Annotated in this window: 25 protein-coding genes; 6 read left to right on the top strand and 19 right to left on the bottom strand. The window is 65.1% G+C overall.

Translation table 11 applies throughout. The features are described from left to right. Positions 1 to 29: 29 nt before the first annotated feature. The 19 genes from NHH73_09610 to NHH73_09520 all read right to left on the bottom strand — a co-directional run bounded on the left by NHH73_09610 (position 30) and on the right by NHH73_09520 (position 19,408). Positions 30 to 608, bottom strand: coding sequence for a DUF3261 domain-containing protein (locus tag NHH73_09610; protein ID USX28512.1), 579 nt, complete (start codon positions 606 to 608; stop codon positions 30 to 32). Continuing rightward, positions 593 to 1,828, bottom strand: a complete 1,236-nt coding sequence (locus NHH73_09605; protein ID USX29599.1) for a tryptophan 7-halogenase — start codon at positions 1,826 to 1,828, stop codon at positions 593 to 595. The genes NHH73_09610 and NHH73_09605 overlap by 16 nt, the downstream gene beginning before the upstream one ends. Before the next feature lie 4 nt (positions 1,829 to 1,832). Beyond that, a complete protein-coding gene (locus tag NHH73_09600) occupies positions 1,833 to 4,184 on the bottom strand; it encodes an MMPL family transporter (GenBank protein USX28511.1) in 2,352 nt (783 codons plus the stop codon). Beyond that, positions 4,181 to 4,789, bottom strand: coding sequence for an outer membrane lipoprotein carrier protein LolA (locus NHH73_09595; protein ID USX28510.1), 609 nt, complete (start codon positions 4,787 to 4,789; stop codon positions 4,181 to 4,183). Before NHH73_09595 ends, NHH73_09600 begins: the two co-directional genes overlap by 4 nt. After that, the gene (locus NHH73_09590) at positions 4,786 to 5,217 is read right to left on the bottom strand and encodes an acyl-CoA thioesterase (GenBank protein USX28509.1); all 432 of its coding nucleotides are present in this window, start codon (positions 5,215 to 5,217) and stop codon (positions 4,786 to 4,788) included. The genes NHH73_09595 and NHH73_09590 overlap by 4 nt, the downstream gene beginning before the upstream one ends. Further along, positions 5,210 to 6,775 carry an aromatic amino acid ammonia-lyase gene (locus tag NHH73_09585; GenBank protein ID USX28508.1) on the bottom strand — a complete coding sequence of 522 codons (1,566 nt, stop codon included), beginning with the start codon at positions 6,773 to 6,775 and terminating at the stop codon, positions 5,210 to 5,212. The genes NHH73_09590 and NHH73_09585 overlap by 8 nt, the downstream gene beginning before the upstream one ends. Next, the gene (locus tag NHH73_09580; protein USX28507.1) at positions 6,762 to 7,703 is read right to left on the bottom strand and encodes an acyltransferase; all 942 of its coding nucleotides are present in this window, start codon (positions 7,701 to 7,703) and stop codon (positions 6,762 to 6,764) included. The genes NHH73_09585 and NHH73_09580 overlap by 14 nt, the downstream gene beginning before the upstream one ends. Continuing rightward, positions 7,700 to 8,449, bottom strand: a complete 750-nt coding sequence (locus NHH73_09575; protein ID USX28506.1) for a glycosyltransferase family 2 protein — start codon at positions 8,447 to 8,449, stop codon at positions 7,700 to 7,702. Before NHH73_09575 ends, NHH73_09580 begins: the two co-directional genes overlap by 4 nt. A gap of 1 nt (position 8,450) precedes the next feature. Continuing rightward, the gene (locus tag NHH73_09570) at positions 8,451 to 10,220 is read right to left on the bottom strand and encodes an AMP-binding protein (GenBank protein USX28505.1); all 1,770 of its coding nucleotides are present in this window, start codon (positions 10,218 to 10,220) and stop codon (positions 8,451 to 8,453) included. After that, positions 10,213 to 10,758: a hypothetical protein gene (locus NHH73_09565; protein USX28504.1), complete on the bottom strand. Its 546-nt coding sequence runs from the start codon at positions 10,756 to 10,758 to the stop codon at positions 10,213 to 10,215. The genes NHH73_09570 and NHH73_09565 overlap by 8 nt, the downstream gene beginning before the upstream one ends. A gap of 5 nt (positions 10,759 to 10,763) precedes the next feature. Beyond that, positions 10,764 to 11,033 (bottom strand): acyl carrier protein, encoded by a 270-nt coding sequence (locus NHH73_09560; protein USX28503.1) that lies wholly within the window; start codon positions 11,031 to 11,033, stop codon positions 10,764 to 10,766. An 11-nt stretch (positions 11,034 to 11,044) separates the two neighbouring features. Continuing rightward, on the bottom strand, positions 11,045 to 11,299 hold the full coding sequence (locus NHH73_09555; protein USX28502.1) for a phosphopantetheine-binding protein: 255 nt from the start codon (positions 11,297 to 11,299) through the stop codon (positions 11,045 to 11,047). Then, entirely contained in the window at positions 11,292 to 12,077 is a 786-nt protein-coding gene (locus NHH73_09550) for a 1-acyl-sn-glycerol-3-phosphate acyltransferase (protein USX28501.1), read from the bottom strand. The genes NHH73_09555 and NHH73_09550 overlap by 8 nt, the downstream gene beginning before the upstream one ends. Beyond that, the gene (locus NHH73_09545; GenBank protein USX28500.1) at positions 12,070 to 12,834 is read right to left on the bottom strand and encodes a beta-ketoacyl synthase chain length factor; all 765 of its coding nucleotides are present in this window, start codon (positions 12,832 to 12,834) and stop codon (positions 12,070 to 12,072) included. The genes NHH73_09550 and NHH73_09545 overlap by 8 nt, the downstream gene beginning before the upstream one ends. Before the next feature lie 294 nt (positions 12,835 to 13,128). After that, a complete protein-coding gene (locus NHH73_09540; GenBank protein USX28499.1) occupies positions 13,129 to 14,202 on the bottom strand; it encodes an ABC transporter ATP-binding protein in 1,074 nt (357 codons plus the stop codon). 27 nt (positions 14,203 to 14,229) lie between these two features. Continuing rightward, entirely contained in the window at positions 14,230 to 16,005 is a 1,776-nt protein-coding gene (locus NHH73_09535; GenBank protein ID USX28498.1) for an iron ABC transporter permease, read from the bottom strand. Between the two features lie 102 nt (positions 16,006 to 16,107). Further along, a complete protein-coding gene (locus tag NHH73_09530; GenBank protein USX28497.1) occupies positions 16,108 to 17,214 on the bottom strand; it encodes an ABC transporter substrate-binding protein in 1,107 nt (368 codons plus the stop codon). Between the two features lie 37 nt (positions 17,215 to 17,251). Then, complete coding sequence (locus NHH73_09525; GenBank protein ID USX28496.1) at positions 17,252 to 18,238, bottom strand: tripartite tricarboxylate transporter substrate-binding protein; 987 nt, start codon at positions 18,236 to 18,238, stop codon at positions 17,252 to 17,254. Positions 18,239 to 18,340: 102 nt separating this feature from the next. Next, positions 18,341 to 19,408, bottom strand: a complete 1,068-nt coding sequence (locus tag NHH73_09520) for a porin (GenBank protein USX28495.1) — start codon at positions 19,406 to 19,408, stop codon at positions 18,341 to 18,343. 227 nt (positions 19,409 to 19,635) lie between these two features. Between NHH73_09520 and NHH73_09515 the strand changes: the two genes are divergently transcribed. The 6 genes from NHH73_09515 (at position 19,636) to NHH73_09490 (ending at position 23,556) form a co-directional block, all read left to right on the top strand. Next, complete coding sequence (locus tag NHH73_09515; protein USX28494.1) at positions 19,636 to 20,337, top strand: response regulator; 702 nt, start codon at positions 19,636 to 19,638, stop codon at positions 20,335 to 20,337. Between the two features lie 19 nt (positions 20,338 to 20,356). Further along, positions 20,357 to 21,841: a sensor histidine kinase N-terminal domain-containing protein gene (locus tag NHH73_09510; GenBank protein USX28493.1), complete on the top strand. Its 1,485-nt coding sequence runs from the start codon at positions 20,357 to 20,359 to the stop codon at positions 21,839 to 21,841. Positions 21,842 to 21,926: 85 nt separating this feature from the next. Further along, complete coding sequence (locus NHH73_09505; GenBank protein USX28492.1) at positions 21,927 to 22,337, top strand: nucleotidyltransferase substrate binding protein; 411 nt, start codon at positions 21,927 to 21,929, stop codon at positions 22,335 to 22,337. Then, positions 22,327 to 22,650, top strand: coding sequence for a nucleotidyltransferase domain-containing protein (locus tag NHH73_09500; GenBank protein USX28491.1), 324 nt, complete (start codon positions 22,327 to 22,329; stop codon positions 22,648 to 22,650). Before NHH73_09505 ends, NHH73_09500 begins: the two co-directional genes overlap by 11 nt. A gap of 10 nt (positions 22,651 to 22,660) precedes the next feature. After that, entirely contained in the window at positions 22,661 to 23,002 is a 342-nt protein-coding gene (locus NHH73_09495; GenBank protein USX28490.1) for a ribonuclease E inhibitor RraB, read from the top strand. Beyond that, positions 22,999 to 23,556: a GNAT family N-acetyltransferase gene (locus tag NHH73_09490; GenBank protein ID USX28489.1), complete on the top strand. Its 558-nt coding sequence runs from the start codon at positions 22,999 to 23,001 to the stop codon at positions 23,554 to 23,556. The genes NHH73_09495 and NHH73_09490 overlap by 4 nt, the downstream gene beginning before the upstream one ends. Positions 23,557 to 23,639: the final 83 nt, after the last annotated feature.

Raw genomic sequence — 23,639 nt, 5'->3', positions numbered from 1 at the left:
TCTCGGTCGATCTGCTTGGTTTATTGGGCTCATTGGCCTTCCTGCGCGAACGCTATCGTCAGCTTATAGTGATAACGCAGATTCTCCAACACCACCGTGCCGCTCCAGCGCGGGGCGCCGCTATAGACAATCCGCATGATAGGCTCGTTCTCGAGGTACAAGGTGCGCGTCGCGCCCTGCTCGGCGATGCGCCAGCCCGCCGGCAGTGCGGTGGCGATCGATTCGGCCGGCCACAGGGTCAGTTGCATGTCCTCCAGCACGTCCTCGGGACGCACCTGGGCGGGCAGCATCATATGGCGCCAGGAGGTCAGCTCCTTGCCGTCGTAGCGCATGGTCAGCACGCGCTGGCCGAACGCCAGGCCGACCACGTCGATCGCGTCCGGTTCCACCTGCAACGCCACATCCAGATCATCGGTTCGGCCGTCCCGTTCCACCTTCAAATGCTGCTGCACGCTGATCGACGTCCCCAGTGCGGCAGGCGGCAGCTTCAACCCCAATCGTGCCTGCGGCGGCGGCGTGGTGGCACAGCCGGCCAGCAGCGCAAAAATAGCCAGCACCGCCAGATGCAGCCCCTGGCGCGTCCGGTGCCAGATCATTGCGGCGTGCATAGCGCCTCCAGCGCCGCCAGCCTGCGCGGGGTCTCCTTGACGTACGGATTGCTCAGATCCCAGGCGTAGCCGGCCAGGATGGCGGAGATCATGCGCTTGACTTCCGGTTGCTGGTTCTGGTGGAAGATCACCTTCTGGAAGCCGCCCGCGTACCACGACTCGACAAACACACGGAACGTATCGACGCCCTTGCGCAGCGGCGCGCCGAAATCGGCCTGCCAGTCGACCGTCTCGCCGGCGAACTGGCGTTGCAGCGCGGCGGCGGCCAGGCTGGCCGACTTGAAGGCGATGGTTACGCCCGACGAGAACACCGGATCGAGGAACTCGCCGGCGTTACCCAGCAGCGCATAGCCAGGTCCCCACAGTTTTTCGACGTTGGCCGAATAGCCGACGATCTGGCGCGCCGGCGTGTCCCACTTGGCGTCCGCCAGCAAGGCGCTCAGCGACGGCTCCTCCGCCAGGATCGCTTGCAGCCGCTCGGTCGGCGTGCCGTCATAGCGGTCCAGGAAGCTGGTCTCCGCCACCACGCCCTGCGAGCAGCGGCCGCCGGCGAACGGAATGGTCCAGAACCAGACGTTGTCGTGTTTGGGATGCACCGTCACGCGGATTTTATTGCGGTCGAAGCCCCCGCGTATGCCGTCTTCGACGTGCGTGAAGATGGCGCCGCGCACCGGGAAGTTGGACGGCGTCTCCAGTTTCAGAAGACGTGGCAGGATGCGGCCAAAACCGCTGGCGTCCAGAATGAAGCCGGCGCGCACCTGGTACTGCACGCCGTCGGGATTCTTGACGGTGACCAGCGCCGGCGCGCCGTTTTCACCCAGCTCGATGTTCAGGACCTCGTGGCGGTGACGCACCTCGGCGCCGAAGCGCGCGGCCTCCTTCGCCAGGATGTGGTCGAAGTGGGCGCGCTGCACCTGGTAGGTGGTGCCCCAGCCCTCCGAGTGCTTATCGCGGAAATCGAAGTCGGTATACTGGCCGTCGCGCATGAAGGCGGCGCCGTTCTTGAACTGGAAGCCCGCCTCCACCACCGCCCGCAGCATGCCCGCCTGTTCAAGGTAGGCCATACTTTGCGGCAGCAGGCTTTCGCCGATCGAGAAGCGCGGGAATTCCTCGCGCTCGATCACCAGCACCTGGCGGCCCTGTTGGCGCAGCAGCGCGGCGGCGACGGAACCGGCCGGGCCGGCGCCGACGATCAGAATTTCGACGGTTTCGATGGTCAGTGCGTCAGTCATGCTTGCTTTCTTTGATGGTGCCAAAACAGGGAACGATCAGCCAGGCCAGCGCGATCCCCAGCAGCATCGTCAGGCCGAAGGCCTGCAATGCCGGGGTTTTGCTCAAGCCCAGTAGTCCGAACGACAAAAACGTGCTCGATGCCGACATCCCCACCGCCATCCACGCCGCGTTGCCCCGATTGTCGGGCCGCTCCTGCATGAAGATGCCGTAGTCGACGCCCACGCCCAGCAGCAGCAACAGGGCCAGAACATGGAACAGCTGCAGATTCTGCGACGCGAAGCCCAGGATCGCGAGGGTGGCAACGCTGGCCAGCGCGGTCGGCGCCAGCACGCGCCAAGTGCGGCCGCGATAGCGCGGGAACAGCATCGCGAACACCAGCGCGTAGGCGCCCAGTACCACCCAGCTCATATTCTCGCGGTAGCGGCCCAGCACCGAGGAAATCTCCGCCACCTTATCGACCCACTGCACGCCTTGCAAGCCGTCGGCCGCGCGCATCACCTCCGGCACCGCCGCCCTGCCAAGGCCGCGCAGCGCGACGATGCTGGCGTGGACGCCGCCGGTGTCGCCCAGCCACAGGTGGCGCGACGGCTCGCTGGCCGGGGATTTCAGGAAATCCTCAGGCGTCAAAGGCGTACCGGCCGCCAGCAGTCCGGCGCGGGTCGCGGCGATCCACTGCGCGTCCTCGCCGGTCTGTTTGGCCAGTCCTGGCAAAGGGCCGTCGTCGCCCAGCAGCTTCTGTTCGATCAGCGCGCGGCGCGCGGCCTGCGTGCGCGCCGATGGCACCCAGTTCGACACGGCCTGATAGCCGGTGATGCCGCCGCCGACGATCAGTTTATCCAGCTTTGCCTTCAGTGCTTCCTCGCGTTGCAGCACCTCTTCGGCGGAGGCGCCGCGCACCAGGAAATACTGCACCGGCGTCGGCGCGTCCGTCAGCTTGCTCAACTTGATCTGGTCGTCGATCAGGTGCTTCGGCGGATTTTGCAGCAGGCGGATATCGTCGTTGGCGCCAAGGCGGCTGATGCCGTAGCCCGCCGCCAGCACGAAGATCACCGCAGCCGCCAGGGTGGCGCGGTTCACGCGCAGCACAGGCCAGCGCCGCAGCGCGTCGCCGTACACGCGCACCAGCGCTCCCGCCTTGAGCGCGCGGGCGCCGACCAGCGCGGGGAACCAGAACACCACCGTCAACCAGGCGAAGACCAGGCCGAGCGCCGAGAACACCGCCATCTGGCGCAGGCCGGGGAACGGCGTCAACGCCAGGCCCATATAGCCGATCACCGCCGCCAGCAAGGTCAGTCCGAGTCCCGGCAGCAGGCGCTTGAGCAAGGCCGGCGAATCGAGTTTTTCGTCGGCCGACAGGCGGTTGGACAGGAAGTAGATGCCGTAATCCTGCGCCACGCCTATCAGGCTGGCGCCGAACACCAATGTCATCAAGTGGATCTGGCCGAACACCAGCCAGCATACCGACAAGGCGCCCAGGAAGCCTATGCCGATCGACAGCATGATCAGCGATATCGGCTTGAAGGAATGGAAGGCGAACCACATCAGGAGAATGATGCCGAGCAGCGAGCCGATGCCGATGGTCGACACTTCCCCGCTGGCCTGGCCGCTGGCTTCGGCGGCGTGCAGGATCACGCCGGCCTGGATCAACTCCGCCTGCGGCGCGGCCTTGCGGGAGGCGTCGCCGGCCTGCTTGAGCAGCGGCAGCACGGTCTCCTGCGCGGTCATCGACAACGCGGGCACCTTGAGCGTCAACGGCAGCAGCACATACTGGAGCCGGGCATCGGCGACAAACAGGTGGCCGTCGCGCGGGCGCACGGGCGTCTCCTGCGCGCGCTCCTGCACCCAGCCGGCGAACAGGCCGAACGGGTCCTGCTGCCACGAGCCCAGTTTCGGTCCGCCGAAGGGGCTATACAGTTTGCCCAGCGCCGTCTCGAGCCAGAACTGCGGCGGCTGCGCGCGCAATTGCGCCTCCTGCTGGGCCGTCAACAAGGTCAGACTATGGCGCTGGAACAGCGACAGCCAGTCGCCCTGGGTTTTTTCGTCGATCCGGGTGGCCTCGAACAGGTCTTTGCGCGGCGCCAGAACAGCGTTGTAGGCGTCGGCCGCGCGCTTGGCGTCTTCCCAGTCGGCGGCGCCAACCAGCACGATGACGCGCTGTTGCGCCGCATCGACCATGTGCGAGAACGATTGCTGCAGCACCGGGTCGCGCTCCTGCACCGGCAGCAGCGCCATGATGTCGGTGTTCGGCACGATGCGCTGCACCAGCCACAGATAGGCGTTATGCCCCAGCAGCAGGCACACCACCACTGCCCATAACAGCGCGAGTTTTTTGGTACGCGTCAAAACAGCGCCGCCTCTTCCTTGGTCATTGCCGACTCGCCGGTCTGGATGGCGGAGAAGACGATGCTGGTCTTGTCGCCGCCCGCCTCGCTCATGACGATGTTCTTGACGTAGGCGCCGCCATCGAGCTTGATGGTGCCGATGGCTTTTTCCAGCGCCGCCTGGCGCGCCTTCAGGGCCACGTTCCAGCTGGTGGCGTCGACGGTGCCGTCGACTTCAAACAGCGTTTCGAGCTGCCCCAGATCGCCGGACAGTAGCGAGAACAGCACGTTGTTGATCATGCGGACCGTCGGCTCGGTTTTGGCATCCAGCCGCATGGCGACGCGGTCGCCCTGGTAGTTGACGATTTCATCGCGCGTCAGCCGCAGGGTGCTCGGGAATGGCTGCAAGGTGCGCCACAACACGCCCTTGCCGGCGACGACGCAAAAGCGGCCGTTAGAGGCGAGCGGTTTTTTCATGCCGGCCAGTTGCTTGGTCTGGTCGAAGCGGCCGCACATGATGGGTGGCTTGGCCAGCATGGCCTGGATTTTCGCGACCGGCGCGGCGGCCTGCGCGGGATTGAACGTCGCCAGCGCGGCGGCCAGCAAAACGCTTTTCACTTTATTCATACAGGCTCGATTCCCAGTTTTTCGAACAGCACCGGCGGCGACACGAAGCACATCTCCCTGGTGGCGATATCGACGGCGACCATGGTGGTGCTGGCGCGGTTGAGGCGTTTGCCGGTGTCCGCGTCGGTGATCAGATAGTCGATCTTCAAACGGTTTTCCCACTCGACGATATCGGCGCGCAGCTTGAGCTTCTGGCCGAATACGGCCGAACCGACGTAGCGCAGCTGCATGTCGACCACCGGCCACGCATAGCCGGATGCCTTCATCTGCGGGTAGTTGTAGTCTATCTTGTCCAGTAACGCGCAGCGCACGACTTCCAGGTACTTGACGTAGCGGCCGTGCCAGACAATTTCCATCGGATCCAGGTCGAAGAACTGCACCTGCATCTCCACTTCCGCGAACCAGCGGCTTTCCTTGGCCTTACGCATACAGGTCCCATGATTTGGCGCGGATGCGTTCCAGCAGCAGGCGCAGGTCCGGTTCCAGGCGGCGGTCTTCCTCGACCGCCTTGATGTCGGCGGCCAGCGCCTCCTGCATCGCCGCCAGCGCCGCGTGCGGCCGCAATTCCGGACTGGCCTGGCAGCGCAGCCAGAAGCCCTGGCGCACAGTGATCAGCAGCGCGGCGACCACCTGCTCGGTCAATTCCAGCACGCGCAGGCAGTCGCGCGCGGCGATGGTGCCCATGCTGACCTTGTCCTGGTTGTGGCATTCGGTCGAGCGCGAAAACACCGACGCGGGCATGGTCAGCTTGAGCGCTTCGGCGGTCCAGGCCGAGGCGCTGATCTGCAGCGCCTTCAGACCGTGGTTGATCGCCGCGCGCGGACCGGTGGCGCCGGACAGGTTGGCCGGCAGGCCATGGTTGTAGCGGCTGTCGACCAGCAGCGCCATCTGGCGGTCCAGCAGGTCGGCCAGGTTGGCCACGGCGTTCTTCATGCCGTCCATGGCGAAGGCGATATGGCCGCCGTAGAAATGGCCGCCATGGAGCACGCGCTCGTTCTCGGCGTCGATCAGCGGATTGTCGTTGGCGCTATTGAGTTCATTCTCGATCGAGGTGCGGAAGAACGGCATCGCGTCGGCCAGCACGCCGATCACGTGCGGCGCGCAGCGGATCGAGTAGCGGTCCTGCAGGCGCTTGCCGTTGCGTTCCCACTGGTCGGTCGGCAGGTCCGTGCGCAGCCAGGCCGCCACCTGCTGCATGCCGCTGTGCGGCTTGACCGAGAACAGCACCTCGTCGAAGTGATGGGCGTTGCCGTCCATCGCGAACGACGCCATCGCCGTGATGCGGGTGGTCAGTTTGACCAGATAGTCGGCGCGGTCGTAAGCCATGCAGGCCAGCGCCGTCATCACGGCGGTGCCGTTCATGATCGCCAGCCCCTCCTTCGGACGCAGTTTCAGCGGCGTGATGCCCGCTTCGCGCAGCGCCTGCGCGGCCGGCACCTGCGCGCCGTCGCGCCACACTTCGCGCTCGCCGCACAGCACCGCCGCCAGGTACGACAGCGGGGTCAGGTCGCCGCTGGCGCCGACCGAGCCTTCGGACGGGATCAGCGGCAGCAGGCCGGCGTCCAGCAGACGGGTAATCTGCAGCAGCAGCTCGACGCTAACGCCGGAATAGCCTTTGCTCAGCGACGCCAGGCGCGAGGCCAGGATGGCGCGCGTCTGCTGCGGCGTGAAGTACTCGCCCAGGCCGACGCCGTGGTAGGTATACAGGTGGTGCGGCAGCTCGGCCACCAGTTCCGGCGGCACCGTGACGGTGCAGGAATCGCCGTAGCCGGTGGTGACGCCGTAGATGGTGCCATCCTCGCGCAGCAGCCGCTCGAGGAAATCGGCGCCGCGCGCGATGGCGGCGCGGAACGCCGAATCGTCGGACAGCGCGGCGGCCGCCCGTCCTTGCGCGATATCGACGATATCTTCGATCGTCAGGCGCTGCTGATCGAAGCACACGGTGCGCGCGGCGCTATTCGGTCGGGCTGTGTCAGCGGGGTACATCGGAACGCTCCAATTCGGGTAAATGCCAAAAATCGTAAAAGTTAAACCATTGCAGCGGCGCCAGCACGCAGTGGTGCTCCAGCCGTTTGGCGTAGTCGCCGGCCAGCGCCGCCAGCGCGGCGTCGCGCTCCTTGCGCGGGATGCGCACGGCGTCGCGGAAACGTTCGAAATACACGTCCGAACGCGCGCCCCGGCGCATCGAGAACAGCAGGTACACCGGGCATTGCAAAATACTGGCCAGTACATAGGGGCCGACCGGGAACGCGGCCGGCGCGCCAAGGAAGTCCGCCACCGCCACGCGCGGATTGTGCGAGACGGGGACGCGGTCGCCGGCGATGACGACGAATTCGCCCCGCGCCACGCGCTCGGACAACAACATGGCGGTAGCCGGCGACATTTCCGTCACCTGCATCAGATTGAGCTGGCTGGCGGGATTCAGACTGCCGAGCATCTCGTTGAAGGCTTGCGCGTGCTTGGTGTGCACCAGCACCGTGAGCTTGATATCGTGACGCTGGCGCGACAGCACGCGGCACAGCTCCAGGTTCCCAAGGTGGGCGCAGATCAGCAGGCCGCCGCGCCCCTGCGCCACGGCGTCGGTGATCAGCTCCCCGCCGTGCAGCGCGACATTATCGACGTCGAACAAGCCGCCCCACAACAGCATTTTGTCCAGGATGCTCTCGCCGAAGGCGGCGAAGTGACGCATCACGCCGAACTGCGCGCGGCCGCTGAAACGCGCCATACGCCGCAGGTAATCGCGCGAGGCGCCGCGCGGCAAGGGTTTGGTCAGCACATACCACGCCAGCACCGGATACAGAACAAGTCGGAACGGCCAGCGGCCGAAGACGCGGCAAACCCAGAACAGGAAGCGCATACCGGCGACAAAACTGATTTCGTTGATCGCGGCCCAGTGCAGACTGCGCGCGCTCACGGCGTCCGCCACTTCCGCGCCAGCAGCTTGGGAATGCGCGGCAGCATGCCGAAGAACAGCACCGTGTGCATCCACGTGATCAGCACATTGTCGCGCCAGACGCGGAAGTGCGACACGCCGTCCGCCGGATACGATACGCGGGTCGGCAGATTGACCACTTGCAGGCCGTCCCAGAACAGCCGCACCAGGATGTCGGTGTCGAAGTTCATGCGTACGCCGATGGCGTGGCGCGCGGCCAGCGCGTTGACCGGCGCAACCGGGTAGACGCGGAAGCCGCACATCGAATCCTTGATGTCGAACGACAGCGTATTGATCCAGACCCAGATGTGCGTGGCGTAGCGGCCGTACAGGCGCGCCTTCGGCACCGACTCGTCGTAGACCGGATGGCCGGCGATGATGGCTTCCGGGCGGGCGCGCGCCTGCGCCAGGAACTTGGGCGCGTCGTCGGTCCGGTGCTGGCCGTCGGCGTCGATTTGCAGCACGTGGCTGAAGCCCAGTTCCGCCGCGCGGCGAAATCCGCTGAGCACCGCCGCGCCCTTGCCCTGGTTTGGCGTCAACCGCACCAAGGTCACGCGATCCGGGTTGGCCAGCGCCAGCGCGTCCAGCACGGCGGCGCATTCAGCGCTGCTGCCGTCGTCGACCAGCATGCACGGCACGTCGTGGCGCAGCAGGCCGGCCAGCACCGCGCCGATGGCGTGTTCGTGGTTGTAGACCGGGACGACGATGCATGGCTTGAAGTTCAGCATATCAATCACCACTCCCCGCCAGCAGCACGACCCGGCCGCTGGAGTGCTGTCCGGCGTCGGACGCGTAGCGGAATTGCAGGTTGCCTTTGACCGCGTCATACAGCAGTTCCAGGCGCACCGGCTGCGCCGGCTGTATCACCTGCTGGAACTTGAGCGCGTTGATGCCTTTGAAGATGGCCGGCAAGGTAAAGTACTGGCGGCCGAAATGGATCGCCCAGTCGACCTGCACCACGCCCGGCAAAATCGGCGCGACGTCGAAGTGACCGTCGAAGTAATAAAGGTTCGACGGCGCCGTCACTTCCAGCAGCACGCGGTCGCTGGTGCGTTCGAGCTCGCGCACCTGCGGCAGGCGCGGACGATTGCCGTCGCCTGCCGCACCCGCGCCGCCGTCGTCCTTATCCAGCAGAACCAGCAAGGCCGCCATCGTGGTCTTGCCCTGCGCGTTGACCGGCATCTGATCCAGGTAGCGCCAGCGGCGCGGCAAGGCCACCAGTTCCACCGTCGCCGTGAGCGCACTGCGCAAGCGGGCGTTCAGCGCGGTCTTGCCGCCGGCGTCCAGCAGCGCGCGGCCGGCGGCGGTGGGCACGACGAAGGCGGCGACCCGCTGGCGTTCGCCGGCGGCCGGATCGCACAGGATGACGCGCGCCTCGGCGGCCAGGCCGGTGCCGGTGATCGTCGTTTCCATCGCGCTCAGCGAGATGCGCTTTTCCTCGATCTTGACAATGCGGTCGCTGCGCCCGCGCAGCAGGAAGCGCTGTTCGCCATCGCGGGTGGCCCGCTCGGCGCGGTCGGCCAGCGCCAGCCACGCGTCGTCGGGCAGGTGCGGCGAGCGCACTTCCAGTCCGTCGTCCTCGCCAAGGCGCCAAGCCACCGTCGGAAACGGCAGCCACGAATCATCGGCGCCGATGCTGCGCTGGCGCCAGGCCACGCCGCCGGTCTCCGAGCTGCCATAGACTTCCACCGGCACCTCGCCCAGCAGGCTGCCAGTCGCGAACGCGGTCTCCGGCGCCAGCGGGCCGCCGGACGAGACGACGCCGCGCACCATTTCCTTGGCGCCACGCCAGTCCAGGTGATCCGGCAAGCGCTTCAAATGTGCCGGACTGGCGATCAGCACGCACGGACCGGCCGCCAGCGCGGGCGCGAGCGCCTCCGGGAAGGCAATGCTCAGGGCGTGGATGGCGCGGCCGGACGTCAGCGGCCACAAAACCTTGAACAGCAGGCCGTAGATGTGCTGATGCGACACCGTCGCCAATATCGCGGCATCGCCCGCGGCCGCGCCGAACAGCAGATCGAGCGTTTCGACCTCGTTCGCCATTTGCGTCAGTTTTTTCGGAATCGCCTGCGCGGCGCCGGTGCTGCCTGAGGTGAACACCACCAATGCGGGGAAGCTCGCATCGAGGGCGCCGCCCATGTCGGCGCCGTCGTCCACAAGCGTCGACGGCTGCAATGGCGCGAGCTGCGCCGGGAACTCCCCGAGGAAACCATCGACCGAATCGCGCAGCGAAGCGCATGTGGCTTCCAGCGTGTCGGCGCTCAGCCAGATGGTTTTGCCGGCGTGCCAGGCGCCCAGCAGCGCCGCGCCGAATTCGATGCTGTCTTCCAGATAGAGGGCGTAGTCGCGCCCCGCCTGGCCGCGCAGCAGCGCGTGCCAGGACCGCGCGCGCGCCAGGAACCGGCCGTTGGTGACACCCTCGCCCGCGCGCCAGCCGACGATGCCGGCGGCAGGCCGCGCGCGCATCGCGGCAAACAAATGCTCGATACGGTCAGACATGGTGCAGCCGCTTGAAACGCATCCGCACCAGATACTCGGCGCCAAACAGGATCGCCATCAGGGCATACGAAATCACGCCCGTGTACAGCGACCACACGGCCTCGGAGGCCCACAGCGCGGTCGCCAGCGCAATCAAGCCGTTAAGCACGAAAAAGACGCACCACACCTGCGTGACCGAGCGCATATAGGCCTGGGCCGGCGGTGGAAAATCCTCGCCGCGCAGGCGCGCCATGCGCTCGACGGCGGACATCGGCGTGGTCAGGCTCCAGGCGAAGCCCGCCAGCAGCGCGGCGTTCACCAGCACCGGGTAGAGCTTCAACGGCAGCAGCAGGTTGCTCCAGATCGCGCAGGCGACCAGCACCAGGCCGCCCGCGACCGACCAGCGCGCGACGCCGCTCAATTTGAGCGCGGGCAGGCGCGTCGCCACCGCCAGCAGCAGCAGGCCGGCCAGCCAACGCGGCTCCACTTGTCCATGCCCCAGCCAGATCGCCAACGGATACAGCAGCGTCAACGCCGCCGTCAATACAGTCATCGGCATCGCGCTTAAGCCGCCTGCTCCGTCATGCCGGCCAGCGCGTCGACCACGTCGCCGATGGTGCGGATGGTCTTAAACACTTCCGGCTGCAAACGCTTGCCGGTCAGTTGCTTGAGCTTGACGGCCAGGTCGACCGCATCGATGCTGTCGATATCGAGATCGGCGTACAGGTTCGAATCGGCGGTCAGTCCCGCTTTATCGAGTTCGAACATGTCGGCCAACAGATCGATCACCCAGGCTTGCAGTTGGTCCCTGCTCATGTCATTCAACGCTATCATGTCCTGCTCCCTTATTTCTTTCTATGGGTCTCGATCATCGACGCCAGCGCCTGTACCGACGCGAAATGGCGGCGGGTGTCCTCCGAATCGGCGGACAGCGAGATGCCGTACTTCTTCTGCAACGCGACGCCCAGTTCCAGCGCGTCGATCGAATCGAGTCCGAGGCCTTCTACAAACAACGGTGCGGCGCTGTCGATATCGTCCGGCGTGATGTCTTCCAGTTGCAGCACTTCGATGATCAGTTCTTTCACTTCCAGTTCAAGCATGACGTTGGTACTTCCCGGTAAAATAGTCTTGTAAAAATTCCGTCAACTGGCGCGCCGCCATCACTTCGCTGGCGCCGTTGCCCGTAAACGTCTCGATCGCCAGGTCGTCCTGGACGTCTATCCGTATCAATACCCGCCGTGGCGGCACGCGCCACCACTTCTCGCCCTTGCCCAGCGTGAGCGGGTCGCAGCGGATCAGCACCGGCGTCATGGCGCGCGCGCCGCGCACCGCGATATTGGCCGCGCCGCGCTTCATGCTGATGACGCCATCGGCCGGCGTGCGCGTCCCCTCGGGGAACACGATCAGGTTATTACCGCGCCGCAGGGAAGCGATGCAATCGTCCACCAGCGCCGCCCCGCCCTCGTTGTTGATATAGCCCGCCGCCCGCACCGGCCCGCGCGTGAACGGGTTGTTCCACAGCGCGCCCTTGACGATGCAGTCGGCGTTCTTCACGAAGGCCATCAGGAACACGGTGTCGATCAAGGTCGGATGGTTCGCCAGTATCAGCAAACCGCCCCGCTCCAGTTTTTCCAGACCGCGCACCTCGTAACGCAGCACGCCCAGCGCGCGCATCATGTCCACGTAGGTGCGAAACGCCAGCCGTATCAACCCGCGCGCCGCCGCCACGCGCCGCTCCTTGCGCCGCACCACCAGGTTCAAGACCGGGAACAGCACGACGCGCATCAGCAGCCCGCCAACGCCGAACACCGTAAAACTCAACCCTGTGGCGAACACGCGCCAGTACAGCGACAGCCGGGCCAGCGCCGCATCAAGCATCGCGGCTCCAGCTCCAGCGCATGCGGCCATCGCAGCGCTCCATCCGGCTTGCCCCGCCCAGGTGAAACGCCGCCACCGCCAGGCCGCCGGGCATGCCGGACGCCGGCGCCTCGTCGCTGGCGCTCCAGCGCAAGGCGATGGCGTCGGTGTCACCGGCGGCGGCGCCCTTCATCAGCCATGCCCACGCGTGCGGTTGCTCCTCGCATTCCTGGAACGGCAAAAACAATTCGGGCAGCTGGCAATCGGAAGCCACCAGCAGCACCATCTCCGCGCCGTCGGCCAGCAGGCCACACGCCTCGATCACCGCATGTTCGATCGTCGCCGCGCCGGCGGCCAGCGCGATGTGGTTGGCGCGGTCGCTGCGAGCGATGGTCAGCAGGCCGGCCGTCGCGTTGTGCACCGACATGCTGAATGCCGTCGGCGACAATGCCTCGCCGCGCGCCAGATCGCTCAGTAACTCGAGCGCGCGCGACACTTCGCCGTGGCGCGAACAAAAAACCGTGGGGATGTTGGCAGCACCGTCGCCCGACTCCGCGCCGCGTCCATCGAGGCAGCGGTAGGCCACTTCCAGCGCCATCTTCCCCAAAAATCCCGCCCGCCGCCGCAGCATCGCGGGCATCGCCTTGACCACGGGTTCCTCGCCCGGCACGATGCGGTGCGGCGCGCGCGCCCACTGCGCCCAAGCCTCCGGCGTGGTCAGGCCGGGTGCCCATGCGGCGTGGCTGACGATTGAAAAAGTGACGCCATGAGTGCGCATGTTAACAAATAATCCAGAGTTCTGAGGTAGAAGAAGGTACGAACTCGCGCTCACATGCAGCGGACAAATGCCAGGCCGACGTACTTTTAAAATTATAAACGACAGCCGTGGACAATCCGCGCGGAAAATATCTCAGAAGCAACATTTTTGTTGATTGCGCTCTAATTTTGTGCAACTTACAGACGAGTTTCTCACCAAATGTCACAGTTGTTTGGCCCCGCGCATAAAAAAAGACGGGCCGCATCGCTGCGATCCCGTCCTCTCGTCGACCAAATCAGTATGGATGATGGCGTTTTAGAACACCCACAACTTGTCGACAGGCAGTTGCAACCAATAGTTACCAGCCTCCAGCTTGTACTTGGAATAGGCGCGCAGGCCGAACTCGGGGCCGCCCGCAGGGCTCTTGAACAGGCATTCGAAGCGGTCGCCCAGGTACATGCAGGTCAGCAGCGGCAGCTCGATGGCGTTGTCCACCGGCGTCGGGCTGATCTTCACTTCCTCGACGCGGATGATGGTCGACGGCTCGCCGCCGCCGGCGCCACGCGCGGTGCCCGTGACGGTGGTGCCGTTGACGTCGAGCCGCACCAGCGCGCCGTCGCGCTGCACGACCTTGGCCGGCAGGCGGTTGTTACTGCCCATGAACTCCGCCGTAAACAGCGTCTCCGGCGTCTCGTACATGCTTTGCGGCGTGCCTTGCTGCTCGATCTTGCCGTTATTGAGCAGCAGGATGCGGTCCGAGATCGCCATGGCCTCGGCCTGGTCGTGGGTCACCATCAGCGCCGACAGGCCCAGTCGCACGATCAATTCGCGCAGGAAGGCGCGCGCCTCCTCGCGCAGCTTGGCGTCCAGGTTCGACAGCGGTTCGTCGAGCAGGATCACCGGCGGGTTGTAGACCAGCGCGCGGGCGATCGCCACGCGCTGCTGCTGGCCGCCGGACAGCTGGTGCGGATAGCGCTCGGCCAGATGGCCCAGGCCCAGGTTTTTCAGCACGTCGGCGACTTTGTCCTTGATGTCGCTGGCGCCCATCTTGCGCAGCTTGAGGCCATAGGCGACGTTCTCGAACACCGTCTTGTGCGGCCACAGCGCGTAGGACTGGAACACCAGGCCCAGGTTGCGGTGCTCGGCCGGCATCTCGAAGTTCTTCGAGCCGTCGTAGACATTGCGGTCGCCGATGGCGATGGTGCCCTGCTTGGCGCTTTCCAGGCCGGCCACCGCGCGCAGCAAAGTGGTCTTGCCGCTGCCCGAAGGCCCGAGCAGCGCCACCACTTCGCCCTTCTGAAGGTGCATCGACACACCCTTCAGAATTTGATTGGCATGGGCGCCGGTGCCGTAGTCCAGGTGCAGATCGTTGACGGTAAGTTCATTCATGGTGGTGTCTCGTTTCATATTTTTTAATTAATTATGGAGCTTCACGCCGAAGCGCAAGGCGATGCCCAGGCCGATGGCCACCAGCGAGATATTGATGAACGATAGCGCCGCCACCAGATCCGTGGAGCCGCTCGCCCACAGCGACACGATCATCGCCCCGATCACCTCCGTGCCGGGCGTGAGCAGGTACACGCCGGTCGAGTATTCGCGCTCGAAGATCAGGAACACCATCAGCCAGGCGCCGAGCAAGCCGTATTTGACCAGCGGCAGCGTGACATCGCGCGTGACCTGGCCGCGCCGTGCGCCAACCGCGCGCGCCGCCTCCTCCAGCTCCGGGCCCACCTGCAGCAGCGCGGTCGAGATCAGCCGCATGCCGTAGGCCAGCCACACCACCGAATACGCCAGCCACAGGGCGAAGATGGTCGAGCGCACGGAACGCAGCAGGGGTATCGCGTGCTCGCTGAGCCACAGCGCCACGCCGTTGTCCATGCCCTTCAACATGCCATCGAGCCAGCTCGGCACGAACAGGAACACCCACAGGAACGACAGGCCGGCCAGCAGGCCCGGTACGGCGCGCGGCACCAGCACGCTGTAGTCGAGGAAGCGGGTGATGGCGTCCGGCTTGCGGTGCATCGCCAGCGCGATGGCGCTGTAGCAGATCACCGCCAGCGCGCCGCCGATCACGCCGATCAGCACCGTGTTGACGATGCCGCGCACCAGCGCCGGCTGCTCGAGGATCTCGCGGAAGTGCTGCAAGGTCAGCACCTCGGCCAGCTTGACGCCCTCGCCCCAGTACTGGACGAAGGAGCGCAGCACGATGCCCGACAGCGGCATGATGATGGTGAACATCAGCCAGGCGAAGATCAGCGCGAAGGCCAGCCACTTCCAGCTACCCAGCGGCATCGGCTTCGAACGCGCGCCCTTGCCCTTGATCGAGACGAACTTGTTGGCCGATTTGAGCAGGTGGCGCTGCACCATCACCAGCGGCATCGTCACCATCACCAGGCAGACGGCGACGGCGGCCATCAGGTGGTAGGACGGCGTGCCCATTTTGTTGGTCAACTTGTACAGATAGGTGGCCAGCACCATGTGGCCCTCCGGGTCGCCCAGCACCAGCACCAGGCCGAACACCTCGAAGCCGAGGAAGAACACCAGCACGCCGGCATACGCCAGCGCCGGCGTGATCATCGGCAGCGAGACGTTGAACATCACCTGCAGCGGCGAGGCGCCGGCGACGCGCGCGGCTTCCTCTACGTCCGAGCCCAGGCTCTTGAGCGCGGACGAGGCGTACAGGTACACGTGCGGCACGTGGGTCAGGCCGGCGATCACCACGATGCTGGTGAACGAGTAGATATTCCACGGCACCATGCCGAGGATGTCCTTGGCCCACAACGAATAGAAACCGACTGGTCCCATCGAGACGACGTAGCCGAAGCCCATCACCATCGGCGAGACGAAGATCGGCACCAGCAGCAGCGGCGCGATGAAGCCTTTGGCCGGCAGGTCGGTGCGGATCATCAGGAAGGCCAGCATGCCGCCCAGCGGCACGGCGATGGCGGCCAGGCCGACGGCCAGTAAGAAGGCGTTCTTGAACGCCATCGTGAAATCGGGATCGTCGAAGATGAAGCGGTAGGCGTCGAGGCCCAGCTCCTTGACCGGCATGAAGAACGGCGCGCTCAAAAAGCTTTGATAGAAGATCAGGAACAGCGGCAGGAAGATGGCGATGGAGGCGAGTACCACCACCACGCCGCGCGGCCAGTTCAGGCTGCGCCGGCCGGAGCCGGGGAGTGTCATAGTTTGCATAGGAATTCCGTTTTTCAGACGCGTGCGGGCACCCAACCCCGCCTCAATGCGGCGTTGGGTGGACCTAAGGTGACGCTTACTTCAGAGGTTTGCTTCGGCGGCTTACTTCTTGCCGGCCGATTCTTTCCACTGCTTGAGGAAAGCCATGCGCTTGGCCGGTCCGAGGAACTGCAGCACCATCGGATGCACCGGCACCGGCTTGACGTTGTCCTTGCCGATTTGCTTGATCAGTTCCGCCGAGGTGGTCTCGCCGGTGACGTCGGCGCGGATCGCGAACAGCTTGGAATCGTTGGCGATGATGGTCTGGCCGCGGTGGGACAGCATGTAGTCCAGCCACAGCTTGGCGGCGTTCGGATTCTTGGCGGCCTTGTTGATGAACAGGACGCGCGACATCACCAGCGTATAGTCCTTCGGCAGCACCACGCCGAGCGACGGATCGGTCTTGGCGCGCACCAGCGCGTAGGAGCCGACCACGTTGTAGCCGATCAGGTTCTCGCCCGAGGAAATCCGCTCCATCATGGTGCCGGTCGACGACTGCACGCGCACCTTGGCGGCGCCGAAGGCGTTGAGCATGTCGAGGAACTTCGGATTCTCACGCGCGTCCTGCGTCATGAACATGAAGCCGACGCCCGATTTTTCGATATCGTAGGTGGTGACCTTGTCCTTGAACTTCGGCGTCTGAATCAGCTTGGCGAAGTCGGCGTGCGTGTACGGCACTTCCTTGGCGTCGACCAGGCGCTTGTTGTAGACGATGGCGGCCGGCTCGAAGGTGGTGCCGTAGGCCTGGTCGTCCCACATCGCCCATGCCGGCAGTTTGGGCGCCTCGACCGATTTGTACTTCATCGCGTAGCCGTCGGAGGCCAGGCGCATCTGCAGGTCCATCGCCGACGACCACACCGCGTCGGCGGTGTTGCCGCCAGCCGCCACCTCGGAGATGAAGCGGTTGTACACCTCGGTCGAATTCATGTCGTTGTATTCGACGGTGATGCCGGGGAACTGGGCGCTGAAGTCCTTGATCAGCGGCGCGGTGGCCTTGCTGTCGGTGGCGCCGTAGACCACCAGCTTGCCCTCTTTCTTGGCGCCGTCGATGATCTTCTGGTAGTCGGCCGGATAGCCGGCCGGCACTTGCGCCAGGGCGGCGGTGGAGCTTGCGAACAGCGCGAACGAGAGGGACGCGCATGCGGCGGCCACTGAGGTCTTGAACATCATTTTTTAGTCTCCAATTGTTTTATTAGTTTTTTTGTGATCAGCGCACCAGACCGAGTTCGGCGGCGTGCCTGCCGTAATCGTCTACGGCCTTTGTTACATAAGCTTTCAATGCGTCGCCCGTCAGCCCGAACGGATACAACCCCAACGCCACGCGGGTCTGCGCGAACCCCGGATCGGCCAGCACGCGGTCGAAGGTCGCCACCCACTGCCGGTAAACCGCATCGGGCACCTGGGGGCCCATCCACAAACCACGGATGACCGGCCACACCACGTCCACACCCTGCTCGCGCGCGGTCGGCACGCCGGCCAGCACGCCCGGCAGGCGCTTCTCCGACAGCACCGCCAGCACGCGGGTGTTGCCGTCGGCCGCGTACAGCGTCGCCTCGCTGGCGTCGCCCGACACCACCTGCACATAATTGGCATGCATCGCCGTGAAGGCCTCGCCGCCGCCCTCCAGCGCCACGAAGCGCAGCACCTTCGGATCCAGCCCCGCGGTCTTGAACACCATCGCCATCTTCAGCCAGTCCTGGCTGCCAATGGTGCCGGAGACGCCGATCAGCACCTTCTGCGGATTCTTCTTCAACGCCGCCAGCAGTTCCGCCAGCGTCTTGTAGGGAGAATCGGCGCGCACCGCGATCATGCCGTAATCCGTTCCCAGCGCGGCCACCCAGCGCACATCGTTCGCGGTGGCCTTGCCGAACTTGCCCTGCGCCAGATTGAGCAGCGAGCCGCCGGAAAACACCACCAGCGTGTTCGGCTCGGCGCGGCGCCGCTGCGACACCAGCGAATGCCAGGCCACCGCGCCGATACCGCCCGGCAGATAGGAGATCCGCATATCCGACGGCGGCGGCTTGGGCGCATTGGGCAAACCCTGCAAGCCCTGCAGGCCCTTTTGCGCCAGCTTGCAAGTGAGGTCCATCGCGCCACCCGGTTTGGAGGGGACGATGCACTCCACGCTTGCCGCCCGCGCCACCGCGCATAGTAAAAACAGCGCGGCAATCAAAGCCTGCAAAACTTTAGTCATCTTGTATGGTTATCTTAGAGCGGTGAAGCTTTCAAAGCGCTTTCAGGCCGCGTCGACTTTCAGAAAAATATCGACGCGGCCCGGTCTTCGTTGCGAAGCGGCTTAGAAGCGGTGCTGCATGCCGGCGGTGATGCCGCGCTGGCTGTTGGCAAAGCCGGCGTCGTCGCGCGACAAGCCGGTGAGCTGGCCGTTCTTGGCTTTGGCGTAAGCGCCCGAGACATGCAGGTCGGTGCGCTTGGACAGCGCATAGCGGTAGCGCAGCACGTACATGGTCGGATCGGCATCGCGGCCGGCGGCGACGTTCTTGACGTTGATGTGGTAGACCGCCGCGGTTAGCGTGGTGACTTCGTTAGGCTTGAAAGCGACGCCGCCCCAGGTGGTGGTGGCTTCGACATCGGCGGTCGCGGCGCGGCCGGCCGTCAGGTTGTAGTCGCGCATGACGGCCCAGAATTTCAGCGGACCGGTTTCGTAGTTGGCGCCGATGTGCCACACGGTGTTTTCATCGCGGTTGCCGGTGGCCGCCACGGTGTTGCCGTTGTTGCGCTCATACGTGGCCATCACGTTGGCCGGGCCGAACTTGTAGGCGACGGTGGCGCCCATCTTGGCGCTGTCGGCCACGCCGGTGGTCTGCTCGCCGGCGGCGTAGTTGGCGCCGAAGCGCCAATCGCCGAAGGTGCCGCTGTACTTGATCAGGTTATCGTAGCCGGTCGTGAAACCATATTTGCTCGGACCCGTGGCCGGTCCCGTGGTCGCCCACGAATAATACGGTGCGAAGCCCATCGGATCGTAGCTGATCACGGTGTCGTAGACACTGGTGAAGGAGCGGCCGACGACCACGCGGCCGAAGGCGCCTTCCAGGCCCACGTAGGCCTGGCGGCGGAACAGCGCGCCGTCCTGGGCGCCGGTGTCCATCAGTATCCCGCCTTCCAGATTGAACACGGCTTTGAGGCCGCCGCCCAGATCCTCGGTGCCGCGGATGCCCCAGCGCGAAGTATTCATGCCGCCCGAGATGACGCTGGTCTTGCTGCCGCCGGTGGCGCTGGCGTTGTTCACATTTTCGACGCCGACGTCCAGCAAACCATAGACTTGCACATTCGATTGGGCCTGGGCGGCACCGCCGGCGGCGGCTGCCAATGCCAGGATGGCGAGGCTGAATGGGGATTTTTTCATTGTGTCTCCAGTGGATATAGTTATTCGTGATGCCTGATATTTGCGATCAGGGTGCCACTATAGAAGTCGCATCCTTTCAATTACCTTTCACCTACCTTTCACTACCTCAGGAAGGGTATTTCCTGTCGTCCTCGCACCACAAAGCCGATAGGCCTTCCCTTTTAACGCGCGGGCGACGATGATTCTGGCCTTACACTGAACCCATTTTTACGCCATGGCAAGAATTTATGCGCATACTGTTAGTTGAAGACCACACCGAGCTATCGCACTGGCTGGCCAAAGCGCTGCGCGACGCCCACCTGACCGTTGAATGCGCGGACAACGGCGCCGACGCCGACGCCCTGCTGCACACGCAGGATTACGCGCTGCTGATCCTGGACCTGACCTTGCCGCGCATGGACGGCCTGGAGGTGCTCAAGCGCCTGCGCGCGCGCGCCGCGCCGCGCGGCCAGACGCCGGTGCTGATCCTCACCGCGCGCGGCGGACTCGAAGAACGGGTTCAGGGCCTGAACCTAGGCGCCGACGACTATCTCGCCAAGCCGTTCGAACTGGCGGAGCTGGAGGCGCGCGTCAAGGCGCTGCTGCGCCGCAGCGTCGGCAACGAGGCCCTGGTGCACCACTGCGGCGCGCTCAGTTTCGACACCGTCACGCGCATGTTCACCTACGCCGGCAGCGCGCTGGCGCTGACGCCGCGCGAGCACGCGGTGCTCGAAACGTTGATCACGCGCGCCGGCCGCGCCGTCTCGAAGGAAAAACTGTTCGACGAAGTGTTCGCGCTGGCCGACGACGCCAACATCGACGCCATCGAGCTGTATATCCACCGGGTGCGCAAAAAACTCGACATCGCCGCGCCGGACGCCGCCATCATCACCACCCTGCGCGGCATCGGCTACCTGCTGCAACCGCGTCCGGCGCTGGCCGCCGACTGACGCGCGGAGCCCCACACCGATGCCGCTCTTGACCAGGCTTGCCAAACGCTTCGGCCCCGGCGCCACCTTGGGCAGCCTGCGCGGCCAGTTGCTGCGCTGGTTGCTGGGGCCCTTGCTGGCACTGGTCACGCTCAACACCGTCTCGGTCTACCACAACGCGCTGGACGCGGCCGATGTCGCCTACGACCGCTCGCTGCTGGCGTCGACCCGGGCGCTGGCCGAACGCGTCTCCATCGTCGGCGGCAAGGTGGTGGCCGACGTGCCCTACGTCGCGCTCGACAGCTTCGAGACCGACACGCTGGGGCGCATCTACTACAAAGTCACCGGCATCAACGGCGAGACGGTGTCCGGCTACGGCGACCTGCCGGCGGTGCCGGCCAACGTGCCGCGCTCGGAAGCCTATCCGGCGCTGGTGCGCTTCTATCACGCCAACTACAACGGCCAGCCGGTGCGCATCGCCGCGCTGCTGCAGCCGGTGTACGACGACTCGATGCGCGGCATCGCGCTGATCCAGGTCGGCGAAACGCTGGAGGCGCGGCGCGGCCTGTCGAACCAGATCCTGTTCGACACGCTGACGTGGCAGGCCTTACTGCTGCTGGCGCTCGCGCTGCTGGTGTGGTTCGCGGTGCGGCTGGTGCTGCAGCCGCTGATGCGCTTGAAGATCGCGGTGGAAACGCGCAGCCTGAACGATTCATCGGACGTCGATCCGGCGCTGGTGCACAAGGAGGTGCGGCCGCTGGTGGCGGCGATGAACAGTTCGCGCTCGCGCCTGCAGCTATTAATCAGCAGCCAGCGCCGCTTCATCGCCGACGCCTCGCACCAATTGCGCACGCCGCTCACCGTGCTCAAGACGCAGGCCGAACTGGCGCTGCGCGAATGCGACCGCGCCGGCGTGGCGCCCGAAGAGACCAAGGCGGCGCTGCGCCACATCGTCCACAGCATCGCCGCCACCACCGACTCCACCGTCAACCTGGCCAATCGGCTGCTAACGTTGGCGCGCATCGAGCATGGCGGCGACGCCGATGGCGCGGCTTCGCAGGCGGAGCCGGTCTCGTTGCGCGACGTCGCGCGCCAAGTCGGGCTGGAGATGGCGATGGCGGCCGTGGCCAAGAACATCGACCTGTCGCTGGAAGCGGAGCGCGACTGCGTCGTCAGCGGCCAGGCGTTGCTGCTGCACGAGATGATCGCCAACCTGGTCGACAACGCGCTGCGCTACACGCCGGCCGGCGGCCAGGTGGCGCTGCGCGTGACCGAGGGCCCGAACGCCGGCGGCATCGCGCTGGAGGTCGAGGACAGCGGCCCCGGGATCCCGGCGGCCGAGCGCGAGCGCGTGTTCGCGCCCTTCTACCGCGCCGCCGCCACGCTGGAGCGCAACCCCGGCGGCGCCGGCCTCGGCCTGGCCATCGTGCGCGACATCGCCAGCCTGCACGGCGCCACCATCGCGCTCGACGAAGCGGCCGGCGGCAAGGGATTGAAGGTGACGGTAACCTTCGCACGCCCCTGAACAAGCCGATGCAACGGAACCACCGTGTAGCGGTAAAATGACGCTATCGAGTTTTCCACCGCACAGCGATTCACAAAGGCCTACTATGAGCGAGTTGGACGTACGCTGGCAGCAACGCCTGTCAAACTATCGGCGCGCGCTGTCGCAACTCCAAAAGTTCGTCGACCAGCGACAGCTCAACGAGCTTGAGCAGCAAGGGCTGATCAAGGCCTTCGAGTTTACGCACGAACTCGCATGGAACGTCTTGAAGGACTACCTGCAATATCAGGGGAATAACGCGATCCATGGATCACGGGATGCCACGCGCGAGGCGTGCGAGTTGGGATTGCTCCAAGATGGCGACATCTGGATGAGCATGATCAAAAGCCGGAATCAGTCGGCGCATACGTACAACAAGGAAACGGCAGATGAAATATCTCGCCTGATTCTCAACAATTATTTTTCGCTGTTCAAGACCCTTGAGCAGAAAATGACCGAGCTAGCCAATGCTGACTAAAGATTCACCGCAAATATTTGGACTCAAGCGTGAAGTCATCGACGCCATGGGACGCGTGTTCGCGGCCTATCCCGAGGTGGAGCAAGTGATACTTTACGGTTCGCGGGCGAAAGGGAACTTCAAGTCCGGATCGGATATCGATCTCTGCCTTGTCGGGACCGATCTCACGTTGCCGTCGTTGCTGAGGATCGACACCGATCTGGACGACCTTTTGCTACCATACAAGATCGACTTGTCGATCCGCGACCACATCGACAATCCCGAACTGTTAGCCCACATTCATCGCGCCGGCGTCTCCTTTTATCGCCGCTAGAAAGACACACATGATCACCAAAGAAGAAATGGTCGAGCTATTCGCCGACATGAAACAGAACGCCCCGTGGGACAGCAACAAGCCGCTGTTGTGGGGCTACTTTTTCGCCGATGCCGACAAGGCCAAGCTGGAGGCCGTCCAGGCGCCGCTGAAAGCCCAGGGATACCAGATCGTCGGCATCTACGACTCCAAACCCGACGGCGACGCGCCGGCGCTGTGGTGGCTGCACATCGAGAAGGTCGAGAAGCACACGGTCGACACATTGCACGCCCGCAACCAGCAGTTCTACAAGTTCGCCGAAGAGCACGGTCTCGAATCCTACGACGGCATGGACGTCGGCCCGGCGGCATGACGGCGGCGCCCTCGAACATTCTGACCACCGCGCGCCTGCGGCTGGAGCCGGTGGACGACCGCCACTTCGACGGCTTGCGCTCGATTAACGGCGATGCGGAGGTGATGCGCTACATCACCGGGCGGCCGGAAACGCCCGAGGATACCGCCACCTTCATCGCCCGCAACAAGGCCAAGTGGACAGAGCTGGGGCACGCCTGGTGGGTTTTCATCGCCCGCGACAGCGGCGAGACCGTCGGCACCGGCGCCGTGCAACATATCGAACGCGACCCGCGCAATCCGCTGGAGCTGGGCTGGCGCCTGCGCGCCGACCAGCAGGGCAAAGGCTACGCCACCGAGGCGGCGCTGGCCATGGCAAGGTTCGCCTTCGAGCGCCTGGGCGCCAGCGAGCTGTGTGCGGTCTGCCGCCAGGAAAACCTGCCCTCGTCGGCCGTCATGCGGCGCATCGGCATGCGCTTCAGGGGCATCGAGCGCTGGTACGAGACCGATGTGGCCACCTTCGAGATGGCGCCCGGCGACCTGGCGGAAGCGACGACACACACCAAGGCCCCTTAACCGGTGGCGGCCGGCGCCCGCGCGCCGCGCCCGCCCCCGCAATATTTCCAATTAAACACACCTCGGGCGCGGTTTGGCCTATC

It is taken from the genome of Oxalobacteraceae bacterium OTU3CINTB1 (assembly GCA_024123955.1).
Classification (GTDB): Bacteria; Pseudomonadota; Gammaproteobacteria; order Burkholderiales; family Burkholderiaceae_D; genus Rugamonas.
The sequence above is the reverse complement of the archived record's forward strand: the minus strand, read 5'-3'. Positions and strand labels throughout refer to the sequence as shown.

What these genes read in the sequence shown, in the direction of transcription:
- NHH73_09610 (USX28512.1), bottom strand. Translation starts at nt 608, where the DNA reads ATGCACGCCGCAATGATCTGGCACCGGACGCGCCAGGGGCTGCATCTG.
- NHH73_09595 (USX28510.1), bottom strand. Translation starts at nt 4,789, where the DNA reads ATGAATAAAGTGAAAAGCGTTTTGCTGGCCGCCGCGCTGGCGACGTTC.
- NHH73_09590 (USX28509.1), bottom strand. Translation starts at nt 5,217, where the DNA reads ATGCGTAAGGCCAAGGAAAGCCGCTGGTTCGCGGAAGTGGAGATGCAG.
- NHH73_09585 (USX28508.1), bottom strand. Translation starts at nt 6,775, where the DNA reads ATGTACCCCGCTGACACAGCCCGACCGAATAGCGCCGCGCGCACCGTG.
- NHH73_09575 (USX28506.1), bottom strand. Translation starts at nt 8,449, where the DNA reads ATGCTGAACTTCAAGCCATGCATCGTCGTCCCGGTCTACAACCACGAA.
- NHH73_09570 (USX28505.1), bottom strand. Translation starts at nt 10,220, where the DNA reads ATGTCTGACCGTATCGAGCATTTGTTTGCCGCGATGCGCGCGCGGCCT.
- NHH73_09565 (USX28504.1), bottom strand. Translation starts at nt 10,758, where the DNA reads ATGCCGATGACTGTATTGACGGCGGCGTTGACGCTGCTGTATCCGTTG.
- NHH73_09560 (USX28503.1), bottom strand. Translation starts at nt 11,033, where the DNA reads ATGATAGCGTTGAATGACATGAGCAGGGACCAACTGCAAGCCTGGGTG.
- NHH73_09555 (USX28502.1), bottom strand. Translation starts at nt 11,299, where the DNA reads ATGCTTGAACTGGAAGTGAAAGAACTGATCATCGAAGTGCTGCAACTG.
- NHH73_09550 (USX28501.1), bottom strand. Translation starts at nt 12,077, where the DNA reads ATGCTTGATGCGGCGCTGGCCCGGCTGTCGCTGTACTGGCGCGTGTTC.
- NHH73_09545 (USX28500.1), bottom strand. Translation starts at nt 12,834, where the DNA reads ATGCGCACTCATGGCGTCACTTTTTCAATCGTCAGCCACGCCGCATGG.
- NHH73_09540 (USX28499.1), bottom strand. Translation starts at nt 14,202, where the DNA reads ATGAATGAACTTACCGTCAACGATCTGCACCTGGACTACGGCACCGGC.
- NHH73_09535 (USX28498.1), bottom strand. Translation starts at nt 16,005, where the DNA reads ATGCAAACTATGACACTCCCCGGCTCCGGCCGGCGCAGCCTGAACTGG.
- NHH73_09530 (USX28497.1), bottom strand. Translation starts at nt 17,214, where the DNA reads ATGATGTTCAAGACCTCAGTGGCCGCCGCATGCGCGTCCCTCTCGTTC.
- NHH73_09525 (USX28496.1), bottom strand. Translation starts at nt 18,238, where the DNA reads ATGACTAAAGTTTTGCAGGCTTTGATTGCCGCGCTGTTTTTACTATGC.
- NHH73_09520 (USX28495.1), bottom strand. Translation starts at nt 19,408, where the DNA reads ATGAAAAAATCCCCATTCAGCCTCGCCATCCTGGCATTGGCAGCCGCC.
- NHH73_09515 (USX28494.1), top strand. Translation starts at nt 19,636, where the DNA reads ATGCGCATACTGTTAGTTGAAGACCACACCGAGCTATCGCACTGGCTG.
- NHH73_09510 (USX28493.1), top strand. Translation starts at nt 20,357, where the DNA reads ATGCCGCTCTTGACCAGGCTTGCCAAACGCTTCGGCCCCGGCGCCACC.
- NHH73_09505 (USX28492.1), top strand. Translation starts at nt 21,927, where the DNA reads ATGAGCGAGTTGGACGTACGCTGGCAGCAACGCCTGTCAAACTATCGG.
- NHH73_09500 (USX28491.1), top strand. Translation starts at nt 22,327, where the DNA reads ATGCTGACTAAAGATTCACCGCAAATATTTGGACTCAAGCGTGAAGTC.
- NHH73_09495 (USX28490.1), top strand. Translation starts at nt 22,661, where the DNA reads ATGATCACCAAAGAAGAAATGGTCGAGCTATTCGCCGACATGAAACAG.
- NHH73_09490 (USX28489.1), top strand. Translation starts at nt 22,999, where the DNA reads ATGACGGCGGCGCCCTCGAACATTCTGACCACCGCGCGCCTGCGGCTG.